Below are 19984 nucleotides of genomic sequence, written 5' to 3' on the forward strand. Positions count from 1 at the left end.
GGTGGCGCGACCCGGTGGCGGGACCGGGTGGCGGGACCCGTCGGCGGCTGGGCGATGATGGTAGGGATAACCGGGGGTTGAAGTTCCGAGGCCGCACCGTGGGCGGCCGTCCCATGATCGGCGAAGCTTTTCCCATGAAGCGTTTCCTGTTGAGCCCGGTGTCGGGGCGGACCGCACGCCAGTATCTGTTCGCCCTGCTCAGTGCGCCGCTCGGGATCGCGGGTTTCGTCTACGTGGTGGTCACGCTGTCCGTCGGCGGCGCGTTGTCCTTCACCTTCATCGGCCTGCCGCTGATCGCCACGGCGATCTTCCTGGCCAAGAAGTACGGCGGCGTGCAGCGCGCGATGGCGGACCGGCTGCTCGGCGTGGACATCGAGGCCCCGCTGCCGAACGCCCGCTGGCGCACCGCGCACGGGCTGCTGGCCAAGCTCGGCGCGGCGCTCGGCGACCTGGCGGCCTGGCGCGCTCAGGCCTACCTGCTGCTGCGCTTCCCGCTGGGCGTGGCGTACCTGGCAACCCTCGGCCTGGGCGTGGTCGAGGGCATGGTCATGGTCGCCTATCCGATCTGGTGGTCGGTGTTCGACGTGCAGAACAAGGACAGCCACGGCGTCGTGCACCACTCGGCCCTCCAGCTCGGCGACGGGTTCTACTTCGACACCTGGCCGCGTGCGCTGCTGGTCACGGCGGCCGGCGTGGTGTGGGTGTACGCCGCGGTCTGGCTGCTGAAGTTCTGGCTCTGGCTGGACACCCTGCTGATGCGCGGGCTGCTCGGCCCGACCAGCAGCGAGCGCCGGGTCGAGGAGCTGACCGTGAGCCGCGCGCACGCCGTGGACGACTCGGCCGCGCGGCTGCGCCGGATCGAGCGCGACCTGCACGACGGCGCGCAGGCCCAGCTGGTCGCGCTGGCCATGCAGCTCGGCGAGGCCAAGGAGAACCTGGACGCCACCGGCGGCGGTGCCGAACTGGACCTGATCGAGACCCGGGCGCTGATCGACACCGCGCACCGCAACGCCAAGCAGGCCATCAACGAACTTCGGGACCTGGCCCGCGGGATCCACCCGGCGGCGCTGGACAACGGCCTGCGGGACGCGCTGGGCACGCTGGCGGCCCGCTCGGCGATGCCGGTGACGGTGAACGTGGCGCTGGCCGAGCGGCCGGACCGGGCGATCGAGACCATCACCTACTTCTGCGCCGCCGAACTGCTGACCAACGCGGCCAAGCACGGCGCCCCGTCCCGGGCGGCGATGTCGGTGGTGCAGGAGGACGGGAAGCTGACCCTGCTCGTCGAGGACGACGGCCGCGGCGGCGCCCACGTCGGCTACGGCGGCGGCCTGGCCGGGCTGCTGGACCGGGTGCGGACGGTGGAGGGGTCGCTGGAGGTGGACAGCCCTCAGGGCGGCCCGACCCGGGTCGTGGTGAAGCTCCCGATGCACGTGTGACGCCCGGGGCGGGGCCGGCCGGACTCAGCGGGGTCCGGCCTGCTCCGCGCGTTTCGGCTATCTTCGGACGGGTTGAGGACCGCCCGCCGAAGGAGAACCAGCCCGTGCGCATCATGATCGCCGAAGACTCCGGCGTCCTGAGGGACGGTTTGGTCCAGATCCTCACCAAGCGCGGCCACGAGGTACTGGCCGCCGTCCCGAACGCGGACGAGCTGCTGGCCGCGGTCGCCGCCGACCCGCCGGACGCGGTGGTGCTGGACATCCGGATGCCGCCGACGCACACCGACGAGGGCCTGCGCGCCGCGATGGAGCTGCGCAGGAGCCACCCGGACGTCGGGGTGCTGCTGTTCTCGCAGTACGTGGAGACCCGCTACGCCCGCGATCTGTTCAGCGGCCGGGTCTCCGGCGTCGGCTATCTGCTCAAGGAGCGGGTCGCCGACGTCAGCGAGTTCGTCGAGGCGCTGGCCAAGATCGCCGCCGGCGGCACGGTGCTGGACCCGGAGGTCGTGGTCCAGCTGCTCGGCTCCCGGCCCACCGACGCGCTGACCGCCCGCGAGCGCGAGGTGCTGGGGCTGATGGCCGAGGGCCGCTCGAACGCCGCGATCGGCAAGCAGCTGGTGCTCGCCGACAGCTCGGTGGAGAAGCACATCAGTAACATCTTCACGAAGCTGGGGCTGCCGCCGGCGGACGAGGACCACCGGCGGGTGCTTGCGGTGCTGAAGTACCTCGGGGTCACGCCGTAAGAGTCGCGACAGAAGCGCCCTGACCGAGGCTCAGCGGCCGGTCGCCGAGGTCGGCGAGGACGGCGAGGATGGCGAGGACGGCGGCGCACCGGTCGCGGCCGTCACAGAGTTCCACAGCTGCGCGTACCAGGCGCTGGAGCCCTGCGAGGGGCCCGTGGTCCCGTCCGGGCCGCCGCTGGCCGCGTCCCCGGCCCCGAGGAGCCGCAGACCGGTCTCGCCGGGGAACACGTAGTGCAGCCGGAGCCGGGCCTGGATCTTGACGTAGTCCGGGTCCTGCCACTGCGCCAGCTGCTGCTCGAGCTGGTCGACCTCGGCACGCTTGTCCGCGTTCTGCTGCTTGAGCTGGTCGATCTGCGAGCTCTGCGAGAAGTACTGCTGCAGCGGATAGGCCAGGGCCAGCACGAGCGCGCACAGCACCAGCATCAGAATCGCCGCGCGCGCGGTGTAGCGCGTCCGCTTCTTGTTCGGGCCGCCCGATCCCGGGCCCCCGTCGCCGGAGCGCGAGCCGGAGGAACGCGAAGGTCCCGACGCGGCGTCCTGCCGTTGCGTCGGGACCGCGCTCAAGCGCCGGGGTGCCGGACCCTGGCTTGCCGGTCTCATGCCTGCGACCATACCGCCTGCCGGTCGGGGCAGGCGGTATCAGCCGACGGTCGAGGGTGTCAGCCCTCGTGCGTGAAGCGCGGGAAGGCCGAGCCGCCCGCGTAGCGCGCGGCGTCGTCCAGCTCCTCCTCGATGCGCAGCAGCTGGTTGTACTTGGCGACGCGGTCCGAGCGGGCCGGGGCGCCGGTCTTGATCTGGCCGCAGTCCACCGCGACGGCCAGGTCGGCGATCGTGGTGTCCTCGGTCTCGCCGGAGCGGTGCGACATCATGCAGCGGTAGCCGTTGCGGTGCGCCAGCTGCACGGCGTCGAAGGTCTCGGTCAGGGTGCCGATCTGGTTCACCTTCACCAGCAGCGCGTTGGCCTGGCCGCCGGCGATGCCGCGGGCGAGGCGCTCGGGGTTGGTGACGAACAGGTCGTCGCCGACGATCTGCACCTTGGCGCCCAGGCGGTCGGTGAGGATCTTCCAGCCGTCCCAGTCGTCCTCGAACAGCGGGTCCTCGATGGACACCAGCGGGTAGGCGTCGACCAGCTCGGCGTAGTAGTCGGTCATCTCCGAGGCGCTGCGGGACTTGCCCTCGAACTGGTAGGCGCCGTCCTTGTAGAACTCGGACGCGGCGACGTCCAGCGCCAGCGCGATGTCGCGGCCGGGCACGTAGCCGGCCTTCTCGATCGCGACCAGGATCAGGTCCAGCGCCTCGCGGTTGGACGGCAGGTTCGGCGCGAAGCCGCCCTCGTCGCCCAGGCCGGTGTTCAGGCCCTGCTCCTTCAGCACGGACTTCAGCGCGTGGTAGACCTCCGCGCCCCAGCGCAGCGCCTCGCGGAAGCTGGACGCGCCGATCGGGGCGATCATGAACTCCTGGATGTCCACGTTGGAGTCCGCGTGCGCGCCGCCGTTGAGGATGTTCATCATCGGCACCGGCAGGGTGTGCGCGTTCGGGCCGCCGAGGTAGCGGAACAGCGGCAGCTCGGCGGACTCGGCGGCGGCCTTGGCCACGGCCAGCGAGACGCCGAGGATCGCGTTGGCGCCCAGGCGCGCCTTGTTCGGCGTGGCGTCCAGGTCGATCATCGCCTGGTCGATCAGCCGCTGGTCGGAGGCGTCCTCGCCGACGACCGCCGGGTAGATCTCGTCCAGCACGCCCTGCACGGCGCGCTCGACACCCTTGCCGCCGTAGCGGGCCGTGTCGCCGTCACGCAGCTCCACGGCCTCGAAGGCACCGGTGGAGGCGCCGGAGGGCACCGCCGCGCGGGCGAAGCTGCCGTCTTCCAGGAGCACCTCGACCTCGACGGTCGGGTTGCCGCGCGAGTCCAGGATCTCCCGCGCGTTGATGGCTTCGATGGACGCCACGTCGCATCTCTCCTTCAGCTCTGTTGGTTTCGCTCCAGAGCCTATCCTTCGGCAGGCCGGGCACCGTGCTCAGCAGGGTCGAGGGGTGAGACGGCGGGGTCGCGGCGCGCGCTGTTCGCCACGAATTCGCCGAGCAGGCGCTGAACAGAGGCGCTGAGGCCGTCTCGGGTGAGACCGAAGAAGGCCAGAAGCCGGGCCGACTCGGAGTCGGGATCCGTCGCGAGCGCCAGGAGAAGGTGTTCTGTGCCGATGTAGTTGTGGCCGAGGCCGAGGGCGGCCCGGACGGCGAGGTCGAAGACCTTGCGGGCGTCCGAGGTGAAGGGCAGTGATCCGCCTGGCGGCCGGTCGGAGGGGACGGGCCCGGCGTCGTTCGGGTCGGGCGCGGCGGCCCCCGCGGGCAGGAACTGTGCGGCGACCCGGACCCGGACCGGGTTGACGCCCCCGTCGGCGATGGCCCGGACGGCCACCGACTCGGGCTCGGCGAACAGGCCGGCGAGCAGGTGCATCGGAGAGACGCTGTCGGCTCGGGCCTCGGAGGCGGCCTTCTCGGCGGCCAGGACGCAGTTCACGCAACGGCCGGTGAAGCGGCTGAAGCGTTGCCGGTCGATGTCGAAGTCGGCGACGGTGGCCGGCTCGCGCGGCACGAAGCGCTGCTGCACGGCCTGCTTGGAGACGCCGAGCGCGACGCCGATCTGCGCCCAGGAGGCGCCAGCGGCCCGGGCCTGGTCGACGAAGTGCCCGACGAGGTGGTCGGCGAGGGCGGAGACGGCGTCCGCGGTCTCGACGGCGTCGGCGAGGCGGGCGAGCGGATCGGAGGCCGGATGTCCGGACTCCACGCGGGCGATCAGGGCCGGGAGGGTCGGGAGCTCTTCCATGCGTCAAGACTGCCTTGACGGTTCGCGCGCGTCAAGGAAAGGTTGACGGTGCTGGCGCCGGGGGGCCGGCCTCCGCGAAGAGTAGGGCCACCCCCATCGGAATCCCCGCCGCAGTCCTCGATGCTGGACCTATGATCACGACTGTGGGAGCCAAGGTTGCCGGCCGGCGGGCTGAGGACGCCGCGCCGATGCTCGGCCCGGGGGAGTTGCTGAAGGGCCCCTTCACCGGACGCGCGCTGCGTCAGCAGGGTTATCTGGTGGCCTCGTTCGCCAGCGCGTTCGTCCAGGTGCTCTGGTTGACCGTGGTGCTCGTCGTCGGCGGGCCGCTGATCCTCGTGGTCGTCGGGCTGCCGCTGCTGCTGGCCGGCATCGCGGGCGTGCGCTGGAACGCCCGGCGCGAGCGGCTTCGGATCCTGAACCTCACCGGCGAGCAGGTGCCCGAGCCGTACCGCGAGCCGGCCCCGGCCGGCAACGTGCTGCAGCGGCTGCTGGGCCACGTCTCCGACCCGGCGACCTGGCGGGACCTGGTGCACCTGATGCTGTCCTCGGCGCTGGGGTTCGGCTGGTTCCTCGCGGTCGTCAACGTCTGGGTCCTGACCCTGGGCGCGGTCTCGCTGCCGTTCTGGTACCGCGCCCTGCCGAACCACCGCATCCCGCTGATGCACGGCTACGGCAGCGAGTACTACATCAGCACCCTGCCGTCGATCCTGACGCTGTCCGCCATCTCGCTGGTGTTCGCCTGGCTCGTCGGGCCGACCGTGCTGGAGCTGGCCACCCGCGCCCAGACCAGCCTGGGCCGGGCCCTGCTGGGCCTGGGCCGGCCCGAGCTGGCGCGCCGGGAGACGGCGCTGCGCACCTCCCGCGGCCAGGCCGTCAGCGCCGCGGAGGCCGAGCGCCGCCGCATCGAGCGCGACCTGCACGACGGCGCGCAGCAGCGGCTGGTCGCGCTGGCGATGGACCTGGGCCGGGCGAAGTCGAAGCTGAAGAGCGGCGACGAGGCCGAATCCGCGGCCGCCGCGCAGCTGGTCGCCGAGGCGCACGAGGGCGTGAAGCTGGCCCTGACCGAGCTGCGCGACCTGGCCCGCGGCATCCACCCGGCGGTGCTGACCGACCGCGGCCTGGACGCGGCGCTGTCCGCCCTGGCCGGCCGCTCCCCGGTCCCGGTGGAGGTGGACGCCGCGCTGCCCTGGCGGCCCAGCCCGGAAGTGGAGTCGGCGGCGTACTTCGTGGCCTCCGAGGCGCTGGCGAACATGGCCAAGCACGCGGACGCCACCCGGGCCTGGATCGAGCTGGAACTGCGCGAGGACAACCTGCGGATGATCATCGGCGACAACGGCGTCGGCGGCGCCGAGGCCGGCCCCGGCGGCGGGCTGGCCGGATTGTCCGACCGCATCGCGCCGCTCGATGGCATCCTGTCGGTCAGCAGCCCGCTCGGGGGACCGACCCAGATCATCATGGAGATGCCATGTCCCAAGCCATCCGCGTCCTGATCGCCGAAGACGCGGTCCTGCTCCGCGAGGGCCTGGCCAGGCTCCTCGCGGATTCGGGGTTCGACGTCGTGGCCAAGGTCGACGACGGCCGGGGCATGGTGGAGGCCGCCGACGCCCTCAAGCCGGACGTGATCGTCGCCGACGTGCGCATGCCCCCGAGCTTCACCGACGAGGGGCTGCGCGCCGCGGTGGAGGTCCGGGCCAAGAACCCGGACATGGCCATCCTGGTCTTCAGCCAGGCCGTCGAGGCCGCCTACGCGCAGGAGCTGTTCTCCACCAGCGCCAACGGCCTCGGCTACCTCCTGAAGGAGCGCGTCGCCGAGGTCGAGGAGTTCGTCGACGCCCTCAAGCGCGTCGCCGCCGGCGGCACCGCGCTGGACCCCGAGGTCGTGGCGCAGCTGCTGGGCCGCCGCAAGAAGAACGACCCGCTGCAGACCCTGACGCCGCGCGAGCGCGAGGTGCTCTCGATGATGGCCGAGGGGCGCTCCAACTCGGCGATCGCGGCCGGGCTGTTCGTGACCGAGAAGGCGGTGGAGAAGCACACCTCGAGCATCTTCACCAAGCTGGACCTCACCCCGGCGGCGGAGGACCACCGCCGGGTGATGGCGGTCCTCCGTTACCTGAACGTCTGAGACGAGCCGCCGGGAGCCTGCGCTAGGCGGCGATCAGATCCCTGAGATACCGCACGGCCGGCGAGCCGTGCGCCAGCACCGCGTCGTGCAACTCCCGCTCCGACCACTCGGGATGGTCCGCCCGCAGATCGCGGATCAGGTCGGAGACCTCGACGTAGCCCACGTAGTACGTGGACAGCTGAGAACTGCTCAGCAGCGCGCGCCGCCACTTGCCCGCGGCCTCGCCGTCCTCCTGGTATCCGCGGCCGGTCATCAGCGCCATGGCCTCGTCCTCGGTCATGCCGTGGCAGTGGACGCGGCCGTCCAGGACGGTGTTGATGATCATGCGGAGCTGCATCTTCAGCTGCTGCATCCGCACCGCCCGCGCGTCGCCGTCGCCGGGATACCCGTGGCGGGCCATCAGTTCCTCGGCGTACACGGCCCAGCCCTCGACGAACGAGCCGGACCACAGCGCGGCGCGCACCGGCGTCGGGGCCTGCTGGCGCCGCGAGTGCTGCAGCTGCAGCAGGTGCCCCGGCATGGCCTCGTGGACCATCAGGTTGTGCAGCATGTGCAGGTTGTACTCGCGGAAGAAGGAGTCGACGCGCTCCGGCGTCCAGTCCTCCGGCGTCGGCGAGATCGCCAGGATCGTCTGCACCTCGGCCGGCTCCAGCGGACCCGGCGGGTCGCAGTAGGCCACGGCCACGCCCCGGTGGACCTCCGGCATCGCGGCGACTTCATAAGGGTCCGGATACACGGTCACGAGGTCGTGCTCGCGCACGAAGGCGAACTGCTTCAGCAGCGCCTGCCGGCTGTACTCCAGGATGGTCTCGTTGTCCGGCGCGGCCTCGGCGAGCCGGTTCAGGACCCGCCGCACCAGCGCCGACCGATCCGCCTCGTCCGAGGGGACCGCGACCCCCTCGTAGTCCGCGGCGGCCTCCACGATCTCGGCGGAGACCCGGTCCAGATCGGCTTGCGCCCTCGCGAGGATCGCCGCCGCGTCCGACTCCGCGTCCAGGCTCAAGGACAGCTTGCGGGCGAACAGTTCCGCGCCTATCCGCGGGTCGCGGAACTCCTCCATGCCCGCGTCGCCGGCGGCCAGCCGCTCCTTGAGCCAGACGATGTGCTCCCGCAGAGCTTCCAACGCCGCCGGCCGGACCGCGTCGATCGCCGCCCGCGCCTCGGCGAGGCCGACCGCGGCCGGATCAGCCTTCGAAGCCTGCTCGACCGCCGCGTCCAGCTCGGCCCCGACCAGGTCCACGGTGCCCTCGAACTGGCCTATCGCGAGCTCCACGTGGATGCGCGACAACGGCTTGCCGGCCACCAGCGACCGGCTGCCCGCCAGCGCCGACGGCACCTGTTCTAGCCGTCCCGCGAAGGCCGTCAGCCGCTGCGCCGCCGGGGCGTAGTCGCGGGCCAGGAGCGTGTACAAGGCGATGCCGGGGTTCGCCTCCGCCGGGTTCCACTCGTCCTCGCGCAGGTCCTCGATCTGGAAGCGCAGCGCGGCCAGGTGGTTGGCCAGGATCGCGGCGTCCGCGCGGTTCGGCACGGACAGCTCCGCGCCGTCCAGATCGGCCAGGTCCGCCGCGCGCCCGGCCAGCCAGGCGGATTCGGCGGCCAGGCCGCCGGCGGACCGGTCCGGCAGCTCCGCGTCGTACTCGTGCAGGCCCAGTGTCCCGGCCCAGTCCGGATGGCGGCGGCACAGGCCGTCCAGGATGTCGGCGGCCAGTGCCTCGAAGCGTGCGTCAGGGGTGTCTGCCATCCTCAGACCATAGAGGACTGCCCGCAGCTGAGTTCGAGTGAAGAGTCTGCACTCCGGTCATCAGTACTGCATATGCTGTGACCATGTCTTCTCAGCCGCCTTGGGAGACCCAGATCCAGCCGGGTTGGGGGTCCCAGCCACCGCCGGAGCAGCCGCAGCCCGGGCCGCAGCAGCCGCAGCAGGGCGAGGGCTGGAATCAGGGCTCGTATCCGCCTCCGCAGCCGCCCCCGGGGCCGCCGCCGCAGCCGAACCGGATCCAGTTCCCGCAGGCTCAGCCGCCGCAGCCGGACCAGGGGCCGTTCCCGCAGGGCCAGCCGCCGCAGCAGGACCGGATCCCCTACCCCCAGGGCCAGCCGCCGCAGCCGGACCAGGGGCCGTACCCGCAGTTCACCGTGCAGCCGCCGCCTCCGCAGTTCACGCCGCCGCAGATGCCGGGCATGCCCTATCCGGGCGAGGAGCCGCCGCCGAAGAAGGGCAACACCGGCCGGATCCTGGCCGGCGTCGCCGCGGTCGTGGTGCTCCTCGGCGCCGCGGGCGGTATCTATGTGCTGACCAAGGGCGACAGCAAGAAGGACACCAAGGCGCAGCCCGCCGCGGCGACCTCGTCCGCGGCCCCGACGACCCCGGCGTCGTCGAGCTCGGCGTCGTTCCCGGACAACAGCTACACCGGCTCGGCGGCCCCGCCCGCGTCGGCCTCGTCCACCGGCGGCGGCGCGAGCCTGGACAACGCGGCCACGGACAAGACGCCGTTCACCGCGCAGGCTCTGGTGGCGCAGTCGTTCACCGACGACAAGAACGTCACCTACGCGCTGAAGTACGCGCAGGCCCAGCCGTGCGCCAAGATCGGCGACACCGCCGTGCAGAACATCGTGAAATCCGCCAAATGCACGGACCTCATGGCCGCCTCCTGGATCGACCCGGACAACAACCGGATCGTCGTCAGCGCCATGATCATCCCCTACCCGGACGCCGCCACCGCCTCAGCGGTCTACAAGAAGCTGAGCGCCACGCACACGGGCGACTACGCGCAGTGGTGTCCGCCGGCCGGGCAGCCCGGCGCCGACACCTGCACCAAGCTCGCCAAGGCCGGCACGGTCACCCGCGAGGGCAAGTTCGGCAGCTTCCACCGCTACGTGCTGATCACCACGGCGGTCTACGTCGACCTGCGCAACGACGACAGCCAGAAGGACTGGCTGACCTCCGCCGCGCACGGCGCGTTCCAGAACACCCTGCCGGGGCAGTGATCCCCCTGGCGTCCGCACCGGCCCGCCGGTGCGGACGCGGACTTCCAAGGCAGCACTCAAGGCGCAAGGCAGCACTGAAGGGCCTCTCGCGAATCGCGGGAGGCCCCGAGGTGTTCAGTGGTGAAGCGCGGACCGGTCAGACGGTGTCGGTGTGCTTCTGGCCCTGGTCGGTGACCGTCGGCTGGCCGGAGTTCTCCACGGCGGGGGTCACGCGCGCGGAGTCATTGGCCTGCTTGGCGACTTCCTCGGTCTCCTTCTGGCTCTGCCGCATCTCGGACTTGAAGATGCGCAGCGACTGCCCCACAGAGCGGGCCATGTCCGGCATCTTCTTCGCCCCGAAGAGCAGGAACAGCACAACAAGGATCACGATGATGTGCCATGGCTGCAATTCGCCCATGAGTGGTCTCTCTTCTCCCGGTCAGCCAACGATTCGTGAGGAGAAGTCGGCCGGTCCGCTTCGCCTACCGCGTTCAGACTAACCCGGCACCCCTACCCTCTGGCTACCTCCACCTCGGCCGTAATGACGCGGTCACGGTACCGACGCGCGGCCGTTCGCAGGGCTTCTTCCGGATCCCAGCCGGCCGCGGCCGCCGCCACCGCCGTCGCCAGCAGCTGCTCGCCCAGCTCATCAGCGGTTTCCGGGAGGTCGGGGGCGGGACCTGCGGGCACGGCGAGGCCGGCCTTGCGGACCCGGCTCGCCAGTTTCGCGGCCAGCGCCAGCGCCGGCTGGGTCATCGGCACGCCCTCGGTCACCGACGCGCGCTGCTTCTCCTCGGCCTTGATCTGCTCCCAGTTGGCCGCGACGTGCTCGGCGGTCGGGGCGTCGACGTCCCCGAACACGTGCGGGTGCCGCCGGATCAGCTTGGCCACGATGCCGTCGGCGACGTCGTCGACGGAGAACGGATCGGATTCGTGCTCTTCGGCGATGCGTGAGTGGAACATCACCTGGAGTAGCACGTCGCCGAGCTCTTCACGCAGCGCGTCGCGCCCCGGGCCGGGGGTCAGCGGGTCGCCGTCCTCGATCGTCTCGACGGCTTCGTAGGCCTCTTCGAGCAGGTACTTCACCAGCGAGGCGTGGGTCTGCTCGGCGTCCCACGGGCAGCCGCCGGGCGAGCGCAGCCGGTTCATGACGTCCACGAGGTCCAGCAGGTGCGCGCCGGGCAGATCATAGGAACCGGGCAGGACTTCGAGCTCGGGCAGCGCCGCCGAGGCGAGGTTCACCAGACGGTTCCCCAGCGCGACCGCCAGTTCCTCGTCGAACTCCTCGTCCTCGGCGAGCCAGACGACCGTGCGGGACGGCGTGGCGGCCTCCAGAAGCCGTTCGGCGGCCATCGCCGGGCTGTGGTCCGGCAGCGCCACCACGGCGCCGGTGGCCTGCTCGACGTAGGGGATGTGCGGGTGCTCGGCGTCGGCGGCGAAGACCACGTCGGCCGCGCGCAGCGTCTCCCAGGCCGGCCAGGACAGCAGCCCGAGGGCGACCCGGGGCGAGGTGGCCAGGAAGACGATGCGGCCGGCGTCCGGCGGCGGGGCTTCGGTCATGGAGTAGATCGTAGGCGGGGCCGCGGATCGAAGCCGCTGAGATCGGCTTCGAGGAGGGCGAAGGCCCGCTGTGCGGCGGCGGCGACGGCCTCCACCGTCTCCGGGCCCTGCAAACCGTCCAGCAGCAGGCGGCGGCCGACGAAGTACAGGACCCGGTAGACCCCGGCGATCTGCGCGGCGACCACCCGCGCCGCCAGCTCCTCGGCCGGTGCCGCCTGGGCCACCAGGACGTCGGCCAGCGCCTGCTCGCGCTGGTCGTGGATCTGCCGCTCGCGCGCCGCCAGCGCCGGGCTGGCCAGCACCATCAGCGAGAAGTGCACGCCGAGGTGGCCCAGCGTCGGGTCCCCGGCCGCCAGCCGCTCGGCGTGGTAGCGGCGGGCCGCGGCCAGGACCGGCTCGCCCTCCGGCCGCGCCGCGATCGCCTCGGCCAGCCCGTGGACGATGTGCTCGGCCCGGTCGAAGACCAGGTCCTCCTTCAGCGGGAAGTGGTTCGTGACGGTCATCTTCGCCACGCCGGCGGCCGTGGCGACCTCGGCGATGGTCACGTTCTCGAAGCCGCGCTCGGCGAACATCGCGGTCGCGACGTTGGCGATCTCCTCGCGGGTCTGCCGCTTCTTGCGTTCCCGCAGCCCTGGGGCGCTCGGTGTCTCCATGCCTCCATATTAGGCTTGACCTAATAACTAGGTCCAGCCTAAAGTTTGGTCAGACCTAAGGAACTCGTCCGGGAGGGGACTCCGATGACCGCCGTCATCACCGACACCATGACCGCCGCGAACACGAACGACACGAACACCGCCGCCGCGCAGCCGAACCCCCTGAAGCAGACCTTCGGGCCGCTGGTCATCGACATCGCGGTCCCGCTCGGCGGGTACTACGCGCTGCACGCGGGCCTCGGCGTCGGCACCGCCGCCGCCCTGGGCCTGAGCAGCGTGGTGCCGGCGGCCCGCACGATCTTCGCCGCGGTGGCCAAGCGCCGGCTGAACGCGCTGGCCATGCTGATGCTGACGGTGAACGTCGTCGCCATCGCGCTGACCTTCGTCTCGGGCGACGCTCGCCTGATGCTCGCCAAGGACTCCGCGGTGAGCAGCACGATCGCGCTGGGGATCCTGTGGTCGGTGCGGGGCGGCAAGCCGATGATGTCGGCCGGGCTGAAGCCGTTCGTCACGAAGGGCGACGCGCGGCGGACCGCGGCGTGGGACGCCTTGCAGTCCGAGAGCGGGGAGTTCCGGAAGAAGGAGAACCTCTACAGCCTCATCTGGGGCGGGTGGCTGCTGGCCGAGTGCGTCGCCCGGCTGATCGGGGCGTTCACGCTGCCGGTGTCCACGATGGCCTGGCTGGGCACCGTGGTGCTGGTCGTGGCGATCGGCGCGGCCTGCGTCACCGGCGGGGCCGCGGTCGAGCCGCTGGAGAAGATGATCGAGGCCCGCGCCGGGGCCGCCTCCGGCGAAGAGCGTTGATACGATATATCGCGTCTGAGGACAGTGAACGACACAGCCATCACGGAGGGGCGGGCACCATGCGCGGCAAGGGCATCAACTACGACACCGGATTCTTCCCCGGCGGGACCGACTCGCGGCCGGACTTCGACGCCGAGACCGCCCGGCGCGAAATGGGGATCGTCGCCGACGGCCTGCACTGCACGGCCGTCCGGATCTCCGGGGCGCGGCCGGACCGGCTCGAGGCCGCCGCGCAGGCCGCGGCGGACGCCGGGCTGGAGGTCTGGTTCGCACCCTTCCCCTGCGAGGCCACGCGGGGGGAACTGCTGGAGATCCTGGCCGACTGCGCCCGGCGCGCCGAGCGGATCCGCGCGGCCGGCACCGAAGTGGTCTTCGTGGCGGGCTGCGAGACCTCGCTGTTCTGCCCCGGCTACTTCGACGGCGACGACAGCTACGCCCGCATCCAGACGCTGGGCGGCGGCGGGATGGAGCTGTGGAGCCGGCTCGGGGAGATCATGGCCTCGTTCAACGGGTACCTGGCCGAGGCCGCCGCGACGGTGCGCGAGCACTTCCACGGGAAGGTGACGTACGCGGCCGGGCCGTGGGAGTTCATCGACTGGACGCCCTTCGACTTCGTGTCCGTGGACGCCTACCGCTCGACGGAGAACAAGGACAAGTTCGCCGAGGAGATCCGCGTGCACTTCCAGCACGGCAAGCCGGTGGTGGCCACCGAGTTCGGCTGCACACCCTACGTCGGCTCCGGCGACCGGGGCGGCATGGCCTGGGCGATCCTGGACTCCTCGGTGGAACCCCCGGTCGTGAACGGCGACTACGTCCGCAGCGAGGACGAGCAGAGCACGTACTTCACAGAGCTCTACGACGTCTTCGAGGAAGCCGGGCTCGACTCGGCCTTCTGGTTCACCTTCGCCACCTACCGGGCCCGGCACGACCCGGCGGACCCGCGCCACGACCTGGACCTGGCCGCGTACGGCACGGTGAAGATGACCGGCCCGGACTCCCCCGAACTGAACTGGGAGCCGAAGAAGGTTTTCCACACGATCGCGGAGCGCTACGCGGCTTCCTGAGCCGGCACCGCGGACCCGCGACCGTGCCCGGACGTCACTGCGCCTGCTGCTGCTGGGCGGCGGCCGCGGCGGCGATCTGGGCCGCGGTCGGCCGGATCCACGTGGTCTGCGCCGCGACGATCTGCCGGGTGGCCGGGTCGAAGCTGCCGTAGCGCGGCGAGATCTTCACGTTGATCTCGGTGGCCGCCTTGGACAGCATCGGCGTGATCGCGCCCTGCAGGGCGGTCAGGCTGTTCTGGTCGTTGGGGTCCACGTGCAGCTTGGCCGCCTCGGCGTCGATCACCGCGGTGACCAGAGCCTGGATGTGGGTGTAGACCGGCACGCTGCTGGGCGCCAGGCCCGAGGAGTTCTGCTGCGACTCGGCGTCGGCCAGCGCCACCGCCTCGTTGTCGCTGCCGGTGAACCGCGCCGAGGCCAGCGAGGCCCGGGCCTGCTCGACCAGGGAGGTGTGCTCCTTGGCGTCGTCGGCCGCGGTGACCGTGATGCCCTGGTCGTCGGCGACCTTCTGCCACACCGCCTGCTGCACCAGCAGGTTGATCTGCGCCTTGGCCAGCGCCGAGCGCTGGGCGTCGGTGATGTCGCCCTGGGTCAGGCCGTTCTTCTGGACCAGCGAGACGATCGAGGCGACCTGGTCCTGCACGGTGGCGTCGGTGGTGCGCTGGCCCTGCACCACGGCCGCGGCCCCGGCCTGCATCGGGCCGCCGCACGCGGAGGTGGCCAGGGCTACAGCCCCGCCGAGGACGATGACGGCGGCGAGACGGACGGAGCGAGCGTGGTTCACGGTCCTGAACCTTCCTGGCGGCACATCAAGAAATACAGATCGACTCAGATCGACACCGCATCGTAGCGTTCCGCCACCGGCTTTGTGGAGTGGATCACACCAAGATCCTGATGAGGAAGCCGCGCCCGCCGCACCACCCGCGGCTGCGCGATCGCCATGCATCCGCACACCGCGGCGCTCACACCCCACAGCAGACCCGGCCCCGACAAGCCGAGCAACCACGTCCCCACCAGCGGCGCGAGCAGCGTGGCCACTCCCCAGCTGAGGCCGTAGACGGCGAGGTAGCGCGCCGAGGCCTGGACCGGAGCCAGTTCGCTGACCATCGCGAAGGACCGCCCCATGACGAGCAGATTGCCGAGGCTGTAGAGCGCCGTCGGCACGAGCAGAGTGGGCAGGGTGTGCGCGATCGCGTAACCGCCGAAGCCCGCGGCCATCATGAGGTAGCCGATGACGAAGGTGGCCGGGTGCGAGAGCGTCGCGAGCCGCCGGTTCCGCAAAACAGGGCGCGCGAGGACGAGCGTGCCGGTGGAGGCAGCCATGATCAGGCCGGCGTTGGCGGGATTCAGGCCGACGGCTCCGAGCGAGAGCGGCAGCAGGCTCACCATGAACATCGAGACCAGGGCGAAGACAGTCCCTGAGGCGGTGACGATGAGGAGAGTCCGATCTCGCCATGGCGAGATCGGCTGCGCCGCGACCGGTGCGGTCGGCTGGACGGTCGGCTGAGCGGTCGGCTGAGCGGTGGGCTGGACGGTCGGCTGAGCGGTCGGCAGCGCTCGGTCGGCATCCGCCTGGCCGCTGACCGGTTCTGCCTGCCGTTCCTCTGGTTTCCTGTGATCCGGCGCCAGGGCCAGCAGCACGATCACCGCGCACACCAGCCCCGTCCCGGCGTCGACCACGAACAGCCAGCGCAGACTCCAGCGCCCGACCACGTCGGCGATCACTCCGGCCGCCAGGCTCCCCACCGCCATGGCCGTGGTCAGCAGTCCGAAGGCGGCGGCCCGCCCGCCCGGCGGCACCGCGTCGGCGATCAGCGCCTGGCTCGGCGGCTCGAACAGCTCGAAGGCGAGCCCCATCGCCACCGCGCACAGCGTCGCCGCGAGCAGGTCGGGCGCGGCCGCCAGGCCCAGCTGCGCGACCGCCAGACCGACCAGCCCGGCCACGATCGTGCGCCGCCGGCCCCAGCGGTCCGCGAGCCGACCGCCGGCCAGCCGGCTGGGGATGGTCGCGAGCCCGAAGGCCGCCGACACGATCCCGGCCGCCGTCAGGCCCGCGCCGAAGGACCGGGTCAACAGCACCGTCAGGAACGCCAGCGAGAACCCGCCGAGCTGGTTCACCGCGCGCGCCATGATGAGCGCCTTGACCTGCCCGGGAAGTCGATCCGTCGCGCCCATTGCGTCCCCTGTCGCCGACCTGGTGTGCAAACTACTCGCAGTTGCAAATGATTCGCAAGTAATTCCACCAGGCCCCGCCGACAGGTTCGGGCTACATCTTCAGCACCGCGTCGATCAGGTCCCGCGCCCAGCCCAGCAGCTCCTGGTCGCGCAGCGGCTGCCCGCCGACCCGGGCGGTCATCGGCTTGGGCACCAGCATGGTGTCCGTGGCCGCCTTCACCAGCGTCTTCGGGTACAGCCGCAGCAGCCGCATCTCCTGCGACTCGCGCAGCTTCACCGGGCCGAACTTCACGAAGTTGCCCTGCACCGCGACCTCCGCGAGCCCGGCCGCGCGCGCGTCGATGCGGAACGCCGCGACCGCGAGCAGATTTTCCACAGGCTGTGGAAAACGTCCGTAGCGGTCGGTGAACTCCTGGCGGACCTCGGCCAGTTCCTCGTGCGAGCACGCGCTCGCGATGCGCTTGTAGGCCTCCAGCCGCAGCCGCTCGCCCGGGATGTAGTCGTGCGGCAGGTGCGCGTCGACCGGCAGGTCCACGCGGATCTCCACCTGCTCCTCGACCTCGCGGCCCTCGGCCTCCGCACGGTACTGCTCGACCGCCTCGCCGACCATGCGGATGTAGAGGTCGAAGCCGACGCCCTCGATGTGGCCGGACTGCTCGCCGCCGAGCAGGTTGCCGGCGCCCCGGATCTCCAGGTCCTTCATCGCCACGTACATGCCGGCACCCAGGTCGGTGTGCTGCGCGATGGTCGCCAGGCGCTCGTGCGCGGTCTCGGTCAGCGGCTTCTCGGGCGGGTAGGTGAAGTAGGAGTACGCGCGCTCGCGGCCCCGGCCCACCCGGCCGCGCAGCTGGTGCAGCTGCGACAGGCCGAAGTTGTCGGCGCGCTCCACGATCAGCGTGTTGGCGTTGGTGATGTCGATGCCGGACTCCACGATCGTGGTGCAGACCAGGACGTCGTACTCCTTGTTCCAGAAGTCGACGATCAGCTTCTCCAGCACGTGCTCGTTCATCTGGCCGTGCGCCGTGGCGATCCGCGCCTCGGGCACCAGCGCGCGCAGCCGGGAGGCCGCGCGGTCGATCGACTCCACCCGGTTGTGGATGTAGAAGGCCTGCCCCTCGCGCAGCAGCTCGCGGCGGATCGCCGCGGAGATCTGCCTCTCCTCGTACGGTCCGACGAACGTCAGCACCGGGTGCCGCTCCTCCGGCGGGGTCTGGATCGTGGACATCTCGCGGATGCCGGTGACCGCCATCTCCAGGGTGCGCGGGATGGGGGTGGCGGACATGGTCAGCACGTCCACGTTGGCCCGCGCCTGCTTCAGCTGCTCCTTGTGCTCGACGCCGAACCGCTGCTCCTCGTCCACGATGACCAGGCCCAGGCGCTTGAACTTCACCGAGTTCGCCAGCAACCGGTGGGTGCCGATGACGACGTCGACCGACCCGTCTGCGACGCCGCGCAGCACCTCCTCGGCCTCCTTGTCGGTCTGGAACCGGGACAGGCCCTTCAGGGTCACCGGGAACTGCGCGTAGCGCTCGGCGAACGTCGAGAAGTGCTGCTGAACCAGCAGCGTCGTCGGCACCAGCACCGCCACCTGCTTGCCGTCCTGCACCGCCTTGAACGCCGCGCGCACCGCGATCTCGGTCTTGCCGTAGCCGACGTCGCCGCAGATCAGCCGGTCCATCGGGACCGGCTTCTCCATGTCCGTCTTCACCTCGTCGATGCACGCCAGCTGGTCCGGGGTCTCGACGTAGGGGAACGCGTCCTCCAGCTCCCGCTGCCACGGCGTGTCGGCGGCGAACGCGTGCCCCGGCGCGGCCATCCGCGCGCTGTACAGCTTCACCAGGTCCCCGGCGATCTGCTTGACCGCCTTGCGGGCCCGGGACTTCGCCTTCTGCCAGTCCGCGCCGCCGAGCCGGTGCAGCGAGGGCGCCTCGCCGCCGACGTACTTGGTGACCTGGTCGAGCTGGTCGGTGGGGACGAACAGCCGGTCGCCGGGCTGGCCGCGCTTGGCCGCGGCGTACTCGATCACCAGGTACTCGCGGGTGGCGCCGGCGACGGTGCGCTGCGCCATCTCCACGTAACGGCCCACGCCGTGCTGCTCGTGCACGACCGGGTCGCCGGCCTTGAGCTGCAGCGGGTCGATGACGTTGCGGCGCCGCGAGGGCATCCGCCCCATGTCCTTGGTGGTGGCGCGCTGCCCGGAGACGTCCTGCTCGGTGATCACCCAGAGCTTGAGGGCCTCGGCGAGGAAGCCGTGGTCGATGCTGGCCGTCGCGACCGTGGCCAGCGCCGGCTCCGGGGCGGTCTCCAGCTCCGGGACGTACCGGGCGCCGATGTCAGCGCCCTTCAACACCTCGACCAGGCGCTCGGCCGAGCCGTGGCCGGCGGTGACCAGCACCACCCGCCAGCCCTCGGAGATCCGGGCCCGGACGTCGGCCAGCGCGCGGCCGGTGTCGCCGCCGTACTGCTCGGCGTCGTGGATCTCGCTGACCTCGGTGGCGTCCTCCTCCGGCAGCAGCTCCAGGTCCGGGGCGAAGGGCGTCAGCGACCACCAGGGCAGGCCCAGGGTGATGGCGTGCTCGCGGACCGACGCGAGGTCCTTCAGCGAGGCCGCGCCGAGGTCGATCGGGCTCTGGCCGCCGCCGGCCGTGGCGGCCCAGGAGGCGTCCAGGAACTCGGCGGAGGTGGCGGCCAGATCGGCGGCGCGGGTGCGCACGCGCTCGGGGTCGCACAGCACCACCGGCGAGCCGGCCGGCAGCAGGTCGATCAACAGCTCCATCTCGTCGACCAGGACCGGCGCCAGGGACTCCATGCCCTCCACGCCGATGCCCTCGGAGACCTTGCCCAGGATGTCGGTCAGCTCGGGGTGTTCCTCCATCAGCGCCGCGGCCCGCTTGCGGACCTCGTCGGTGAGCAGCAGCTCGCGGCACGGCGGGGCCCACAGCCCGTGCTCGGCCACCTCCAGCGAGCGCTGGTCGGCGACCTTGAAGTAGCGGATCTCCTCGATCTGGTCGCCCCAGAACTCCAGCCGCAGCGGGTGCTCCTCGGTCGGCGGGAAGACGTCCACGATGCCGCCCCGGACGGCGAACTCGCCGCGCTTCTCCACCAGGTCCGTCCGGGTGTAAGCGGCGGCGCCGAGCCGGTTCACCAGCTCGTCCAGCTCGACGTCCTCGCCGGTGCGCGCGGCCACCGGGACCAGGTCCGCCAGCCCCTTCACCTGCGGCTGGAGCACCGAGCGGATCGGCGCCACGACCACCTGGAGGGCACCGGCGCCCTCGGTGGCGGCGTCCGGATGGACCAGCCGGCGCAGCACGGCCAGCCGGCGCCCGACTGTGTCGCTGCGCGGCGACAGGCGCTCGTGCGGCAGCGTCTCCCAGGAGGGGAAGTCGACGACGGTCTCCGGGTCCAGCAGCCCGCGCAGCGCCGCGACCAGGTCCTCGGCCTCGCGGCCGGTGGCGGTCACGGCCAGCACCGGGCGGCCCGCCGGGCCTTGCGCGCGGGCCAGCGCGGCCAGCGCGAACGGCCGCACCGAGCGGGGCGCGGCCAGGTCGAAGGAGGTACGGCCGGCGGTGGCCGACGCTTCCAACAGCGCGGCGACACCCCGGTCGTCGGATACGGCGTCAAGAAGTCCGGACAGGCTCACAG

At 71.6% G+C, this 19984-nt stretch carries 17 protein-coding genes; 7 read left to right on the forward strand and 10 right to left on the reverse strand.

Annotated elements, in window-relative coordinates:
* The first annotated feature begins 134 nt into the window (after positions 1 to 134).
* Both ABH926_RS07805 and ABH926_RS07810 read left to right on the forward strand, forming a co-directional pair.
* Positions 135 to 1439, forward strand: coding sequence for a sensor histidine kinase (locus ABH926_RS07805; RefSeq protein WP_370364704.1), 1305 nt, complete (start codon positions 135 to 137; stop codon positions 1437 to 1439).
* Positions 1440 to 1552: 113 nt separating this feature from the next.
* Entirely contained in the window at positions 1553 to 2182 is a 630-nt protein-coding gene (locus tag ABH926_RS07810) for a DNA-binding response regulator (protein WP_370365186.1), read from the forward strand.
* A 30-nt stretch (positions 2183 to 2212) separates the two neighbouring features.
* On the opposite strand, the gene ABH926_RS07815 is transcribed toward ABH926_RS07810, so the two are convergent.
* From ABH926_RS07815 to ABH926_RS07825, 3 genes are read right to left on the reverse strand one after another with little or no spacing between them, the layout of a single operon-like run.
* A complete protein-coding gene (locus ABH926_RS07815; RefSeq protein WP_370364705.1) occupies positions 2213 to 2782 on the reverse strand; it encodes a septum formation initiator family protein in 570 nt (189 codons plus the stop codon).
* Positions 2783 to 2841: 59 nt separating this feature from the next.
* Positions 2842 to 4128 carry a phosphopyruvate hydratase gene (gene eno, locus ABH926_RS07820; protein ID WP_370364706.1) on the reverse strand — a complete coding sequence of 429 codons (1287 nt, stop codon included), beginning with the start codon at positions 4126 to 4128 and terminating at the stop codon, positions 2842 to 2844.
* Between the two features lie 41 nt (positions 4129 to 4169).
* A complete protein-coding gene (locus ABH926_RS07825; RefSeq protein WP_370364707.1) occupies positions 4170 to 5003 on the reverse strand; it encodes a Clp protease N-terminal domain-containing protein in 834 nt (277 codons plus the stop codon).
* A 143-nt stretch (positions 5004 to 5146) separates the two neighbouring features.
* Between ABH926_RS07825 and ABH926_RS07830 the strand changes: the two genes are divergently transcribed.
* Together ABH926_RS07830 and ABH926_RS07835 are read left to right on the forward strand one after the other, a co-directional pair.
* Positions 5147 to 6493: a sensor histidine kinase gene (locus tag ABH926_RS07830; protein ID WP_370364708.1), complete on the forward strand. Its 1347-nt coding sequence runs from the start codon at positions 5147 to 5149 to the stop codon at positions 6491 to 6493.
* Positions 6469 to 7125, forward strand: a complete 657-nt coding sequence (locus tag ABH926_RS07835) for a response regulator (RefSeq protein WP_370364709.1) — start codon at positions 6469 to 6471, stop codon at positions 7123 to 7125. Before ABH926_RS07830 ends, ABH926_RS07835 begins: the two co-directional genes overlap by 25 nt.
* Before the next feature lie 22 nt (positions 7126 to 7147).
* Here the strand turns inward: ABH926_RS07835 and ABH926_RS07840 are convergent, their stop codons facing one another.
* Positions 7148 to 8866: a DUF885 domain-containing protein gene (locus tag ABH926_RS07840; RefSeq protein ID WP_370364710.1), complete on the reverse strand. Its 1719-nt coding sequence runs from the start codon at positions 8864 to 8866 to the stop codon at positions 7148 to 7150.
* 83 nt (positions 8867 to 8949) lie between these two features.
* Here ABH926_RS07840 and ABH926_RS07845 point away from each other — a divergent pair, with 83 nt between their 5' ends.
* Complete coding sequence (locus tag ABH926_RS07845) at positions 8950 to 10110, forward strand: hypothetical protein (RefSeq protein WP_370364712.1); 1161 nt, start codon at positions 8950 to 8952, stop codon at positions 10108 to 10110.
* A 136-nt stretch (positions 10111 to 10246) separates the two neighbouring features.
* On the opposite strand, the gene tatA is transcribed toward ABH926_RS07845, so the two are convergent.
* The 3 genes from tatA to ABH926_RS07860 form a co-directional block, all read right to left on the reverse strand.
* The gene (gene tatA, locus ABH926_RS07850; RefSeq protein ID WP_370364714.1) at positions 10247 to 10507 is read right to left on the reverse strand and encodes a Sec-independent protein translocase subunit TatA; all 261 of its coding nucleotides are present in this window, start codon (positions 10505 to 10507) and stop codon (positions 10247 to 10249) included.
* Positions 10508 to 10599: 92 nt separating this feature from the next.
* Positions 10600 to 11649 (reverse strand): nucleoside triphosphate pyrophosphohydrolase, encoded by a 1050-nt coding sequence (locus ABH926_RS07855; RefSeq protein WP_370364715.1) that lies wholly within the window; start codon positions 11647 to 11649, stop codon positions 10600 to 10602.
* Positions 11646 to 12302, reverse strand: coding sequence for a TetR/AcrR family transcriptional regulator (locus ABH926_RS07860; RefSeq protein ID WP_370364716.1), 657 nt, complete (start codon positions 12300 to 12302; stop codon positions 11646 to 11648). Before ABH926_RS07860 ends, ABH926_RS07855 begins: the two co-directional genes overlap by 4 nt.
* Before the next feature lie 84 nt (positions 12303 to 12386).
* Between ABH926_RS07860 and ABH926_RS07865 the strand changes: the two genes are divergently transcribed.
* Together ABH926_RS07865 and ABH926_RS07870 are read left to right on the forward strand one after the other, a co-directional pair.
* Positions 12387 to 13106 (forward strand): VC0807 family protein, encoded by a 720-nt coding sequence (locus tag ABH926_RS07865; protein ID WP_370364717.1) that lies wholly within the window; start codon positions 12387 to 12389, stop codon positions 13104 to 13106.
* Positions 13107 to 13165: 59 nt separating this feature from the next.
* Complete coding sequence (locus ABH926_RS07870) at positions 13166 to 14170, forward strand: hypothetical protein (protein ID WP_370364718.1); 1005 nt, start codon at positions 13166 to 13168, stop codon at positions 14168 to 14170.
* 34 nt (positions 14171 to 14204) lie between these two features.
* Here ABH926_RS07870 and ABH926_RS07875 read toward each other — a convergent pair whose 3' ends face one another.
* From ABH926_RS07875 to mfd, 3 genes are all read right to left on the reverse strand, one after another.
* Positions 14205 to 14951, reverse strand: a complete 747-nt coding sequence (locus ABH926_RS07875) for a hypothetical protein (protein ID WP_370364719.1) — start codon at positions 14949 to 14951, stop codon at positions 14205 to 14207.
* Positions 14952 to 14995: 44 nt separating this feature from the next.
* Entirely contained in the window at positions 14996 to 16342 is a 1347-nt protein-coding gene (locus ABH926_RS07880; protein ID WP_370364720.1) for an MFS transporter, read from the reverse strand.
* 91 nt (positions 16343 to 16433) lie between these two features.
* Positions 16434 to 19982 carry a transcription-repair coupling factor gene (gene mfd, locus ABH926_RS07885; protein ID WP_370364721.1) on the reverse strand — a complete coding sequence of 1183 codons (3549 nt, stop codon included), beginning with the start codon at positions 19980 to 19982 and terminating at the stop codon, positions 16434 to 16436.
* Positions 19983 to 19984: the final 2 nt, after the last annotated feature.

This window comes from Catenulispora sp. GP43, from assembly GCF_041260665.1.
Taxonomy (GTDB): Bacteria; Actinomycetota; Actinomycetes; order Streptomycetales; family Catenulisporaceae; genus Catenulispora.

What these genes read in the sequence shown, in the direction of transcription:
- ABH926_RS07805 (WP_370364704.1), top strand. Translation starts at nt 135, where the DNA reads ATGAAGCGTTTCCTGTTGAGCCCGGTGTCGGGGCGGACCGCACGCCAG.
- ABH926_RS07810 (WP_370365186.1), top strand. Translation starts at nt 1,553, where the DNA reads ATGATCGCCGAAGACTCCGGCGTCCTGAGGGACGGTTTGGTCCAGATC.
- ABH926_RS07815 (WP_370364705.1), bottom strand. Translation starts at nt 2,782, where the DNA reads ATGAGACCGGCAAGCCAGGGTCCGGCACCCCGGCGCTTGAGCGCGGTC.
- ABH926_RS07825 (WP_370364707.1), bottom strand. Translation starts at nt 5,003, where the DNA reads ATGGAAGAGCTCCCGACCCTCCCGGCCCTGATCGCCCGCGTGGAGTCC.
- ABH926_RS07835 (WP_370364709.1), top strand. Translation starts at nt 6,469, where the DNA reads ATGTCCCAAGCCATCCGCGTCCTGATCGCCGAAGACGCGGTCCTGCTC.
- ABH926_RS07840 (WP_370364710.1), bottom strand. Translation starts at nt 8,866, where the DNA reads ATGGCAGACACCCCTGACGCACGCTTCGAGGCACTGGCCGCCGACATC.
- ABH926_RS07845 (WP_370364712.1), top strand. Translation starts at nt 8,950, where the DNA reads ATGTCTTCTCAGCCGCCTTGGGAGACCCAGATCCAGCCGGGTTGGGGG.
- tatA (WP_370364714.1), bottom strand. Translation starts at nt 10,507, where the DNA reads ATGGGCGAATTGCAGCCATGGCACATCATCGTGATCCTTGTTGTGCTG.
- ABH926_RS07855 (WP_370364715.1), bottom strand. Translation starts at nt 11,649, where the DNA reads ATGACCGAAGCCCCGCCGCCGGACGCCGGCCGCATCGTCTTCCTGGCC.
- ABH926_RS07860 (WP_370364716.1), bottom strand. Translation starts at nt 12,302, where the DNA reads ATGGAGACACCGAGCGCCCCAGGGCTGCGGGAACGCAAGAAGCGGCAG.
- ABH926_RS07865 (WP_370364717.1), top strand. Translation starts at nt 12,387, where the DNA reads ATGACCGCCGTCATCACCGACACCATGACCGCCGCGAACACGAACGAC.
- ABH926_RS07870 (WP_370364718.1), top strand. Translation starts at nt 13,166, where the DNA reads ATGCGCGGCAAGGGCATCAACTACGACACCGGATTCTTCCCCGGCGGG.
- ABH926_RS07880 (WP_370364720.1), bottom strand. Translation starts at nt 16,342, where the DNA reads ATGGGCGCGACGGATCGACTTCCCGGGCAGGTCAAGGCGCTCATCATG.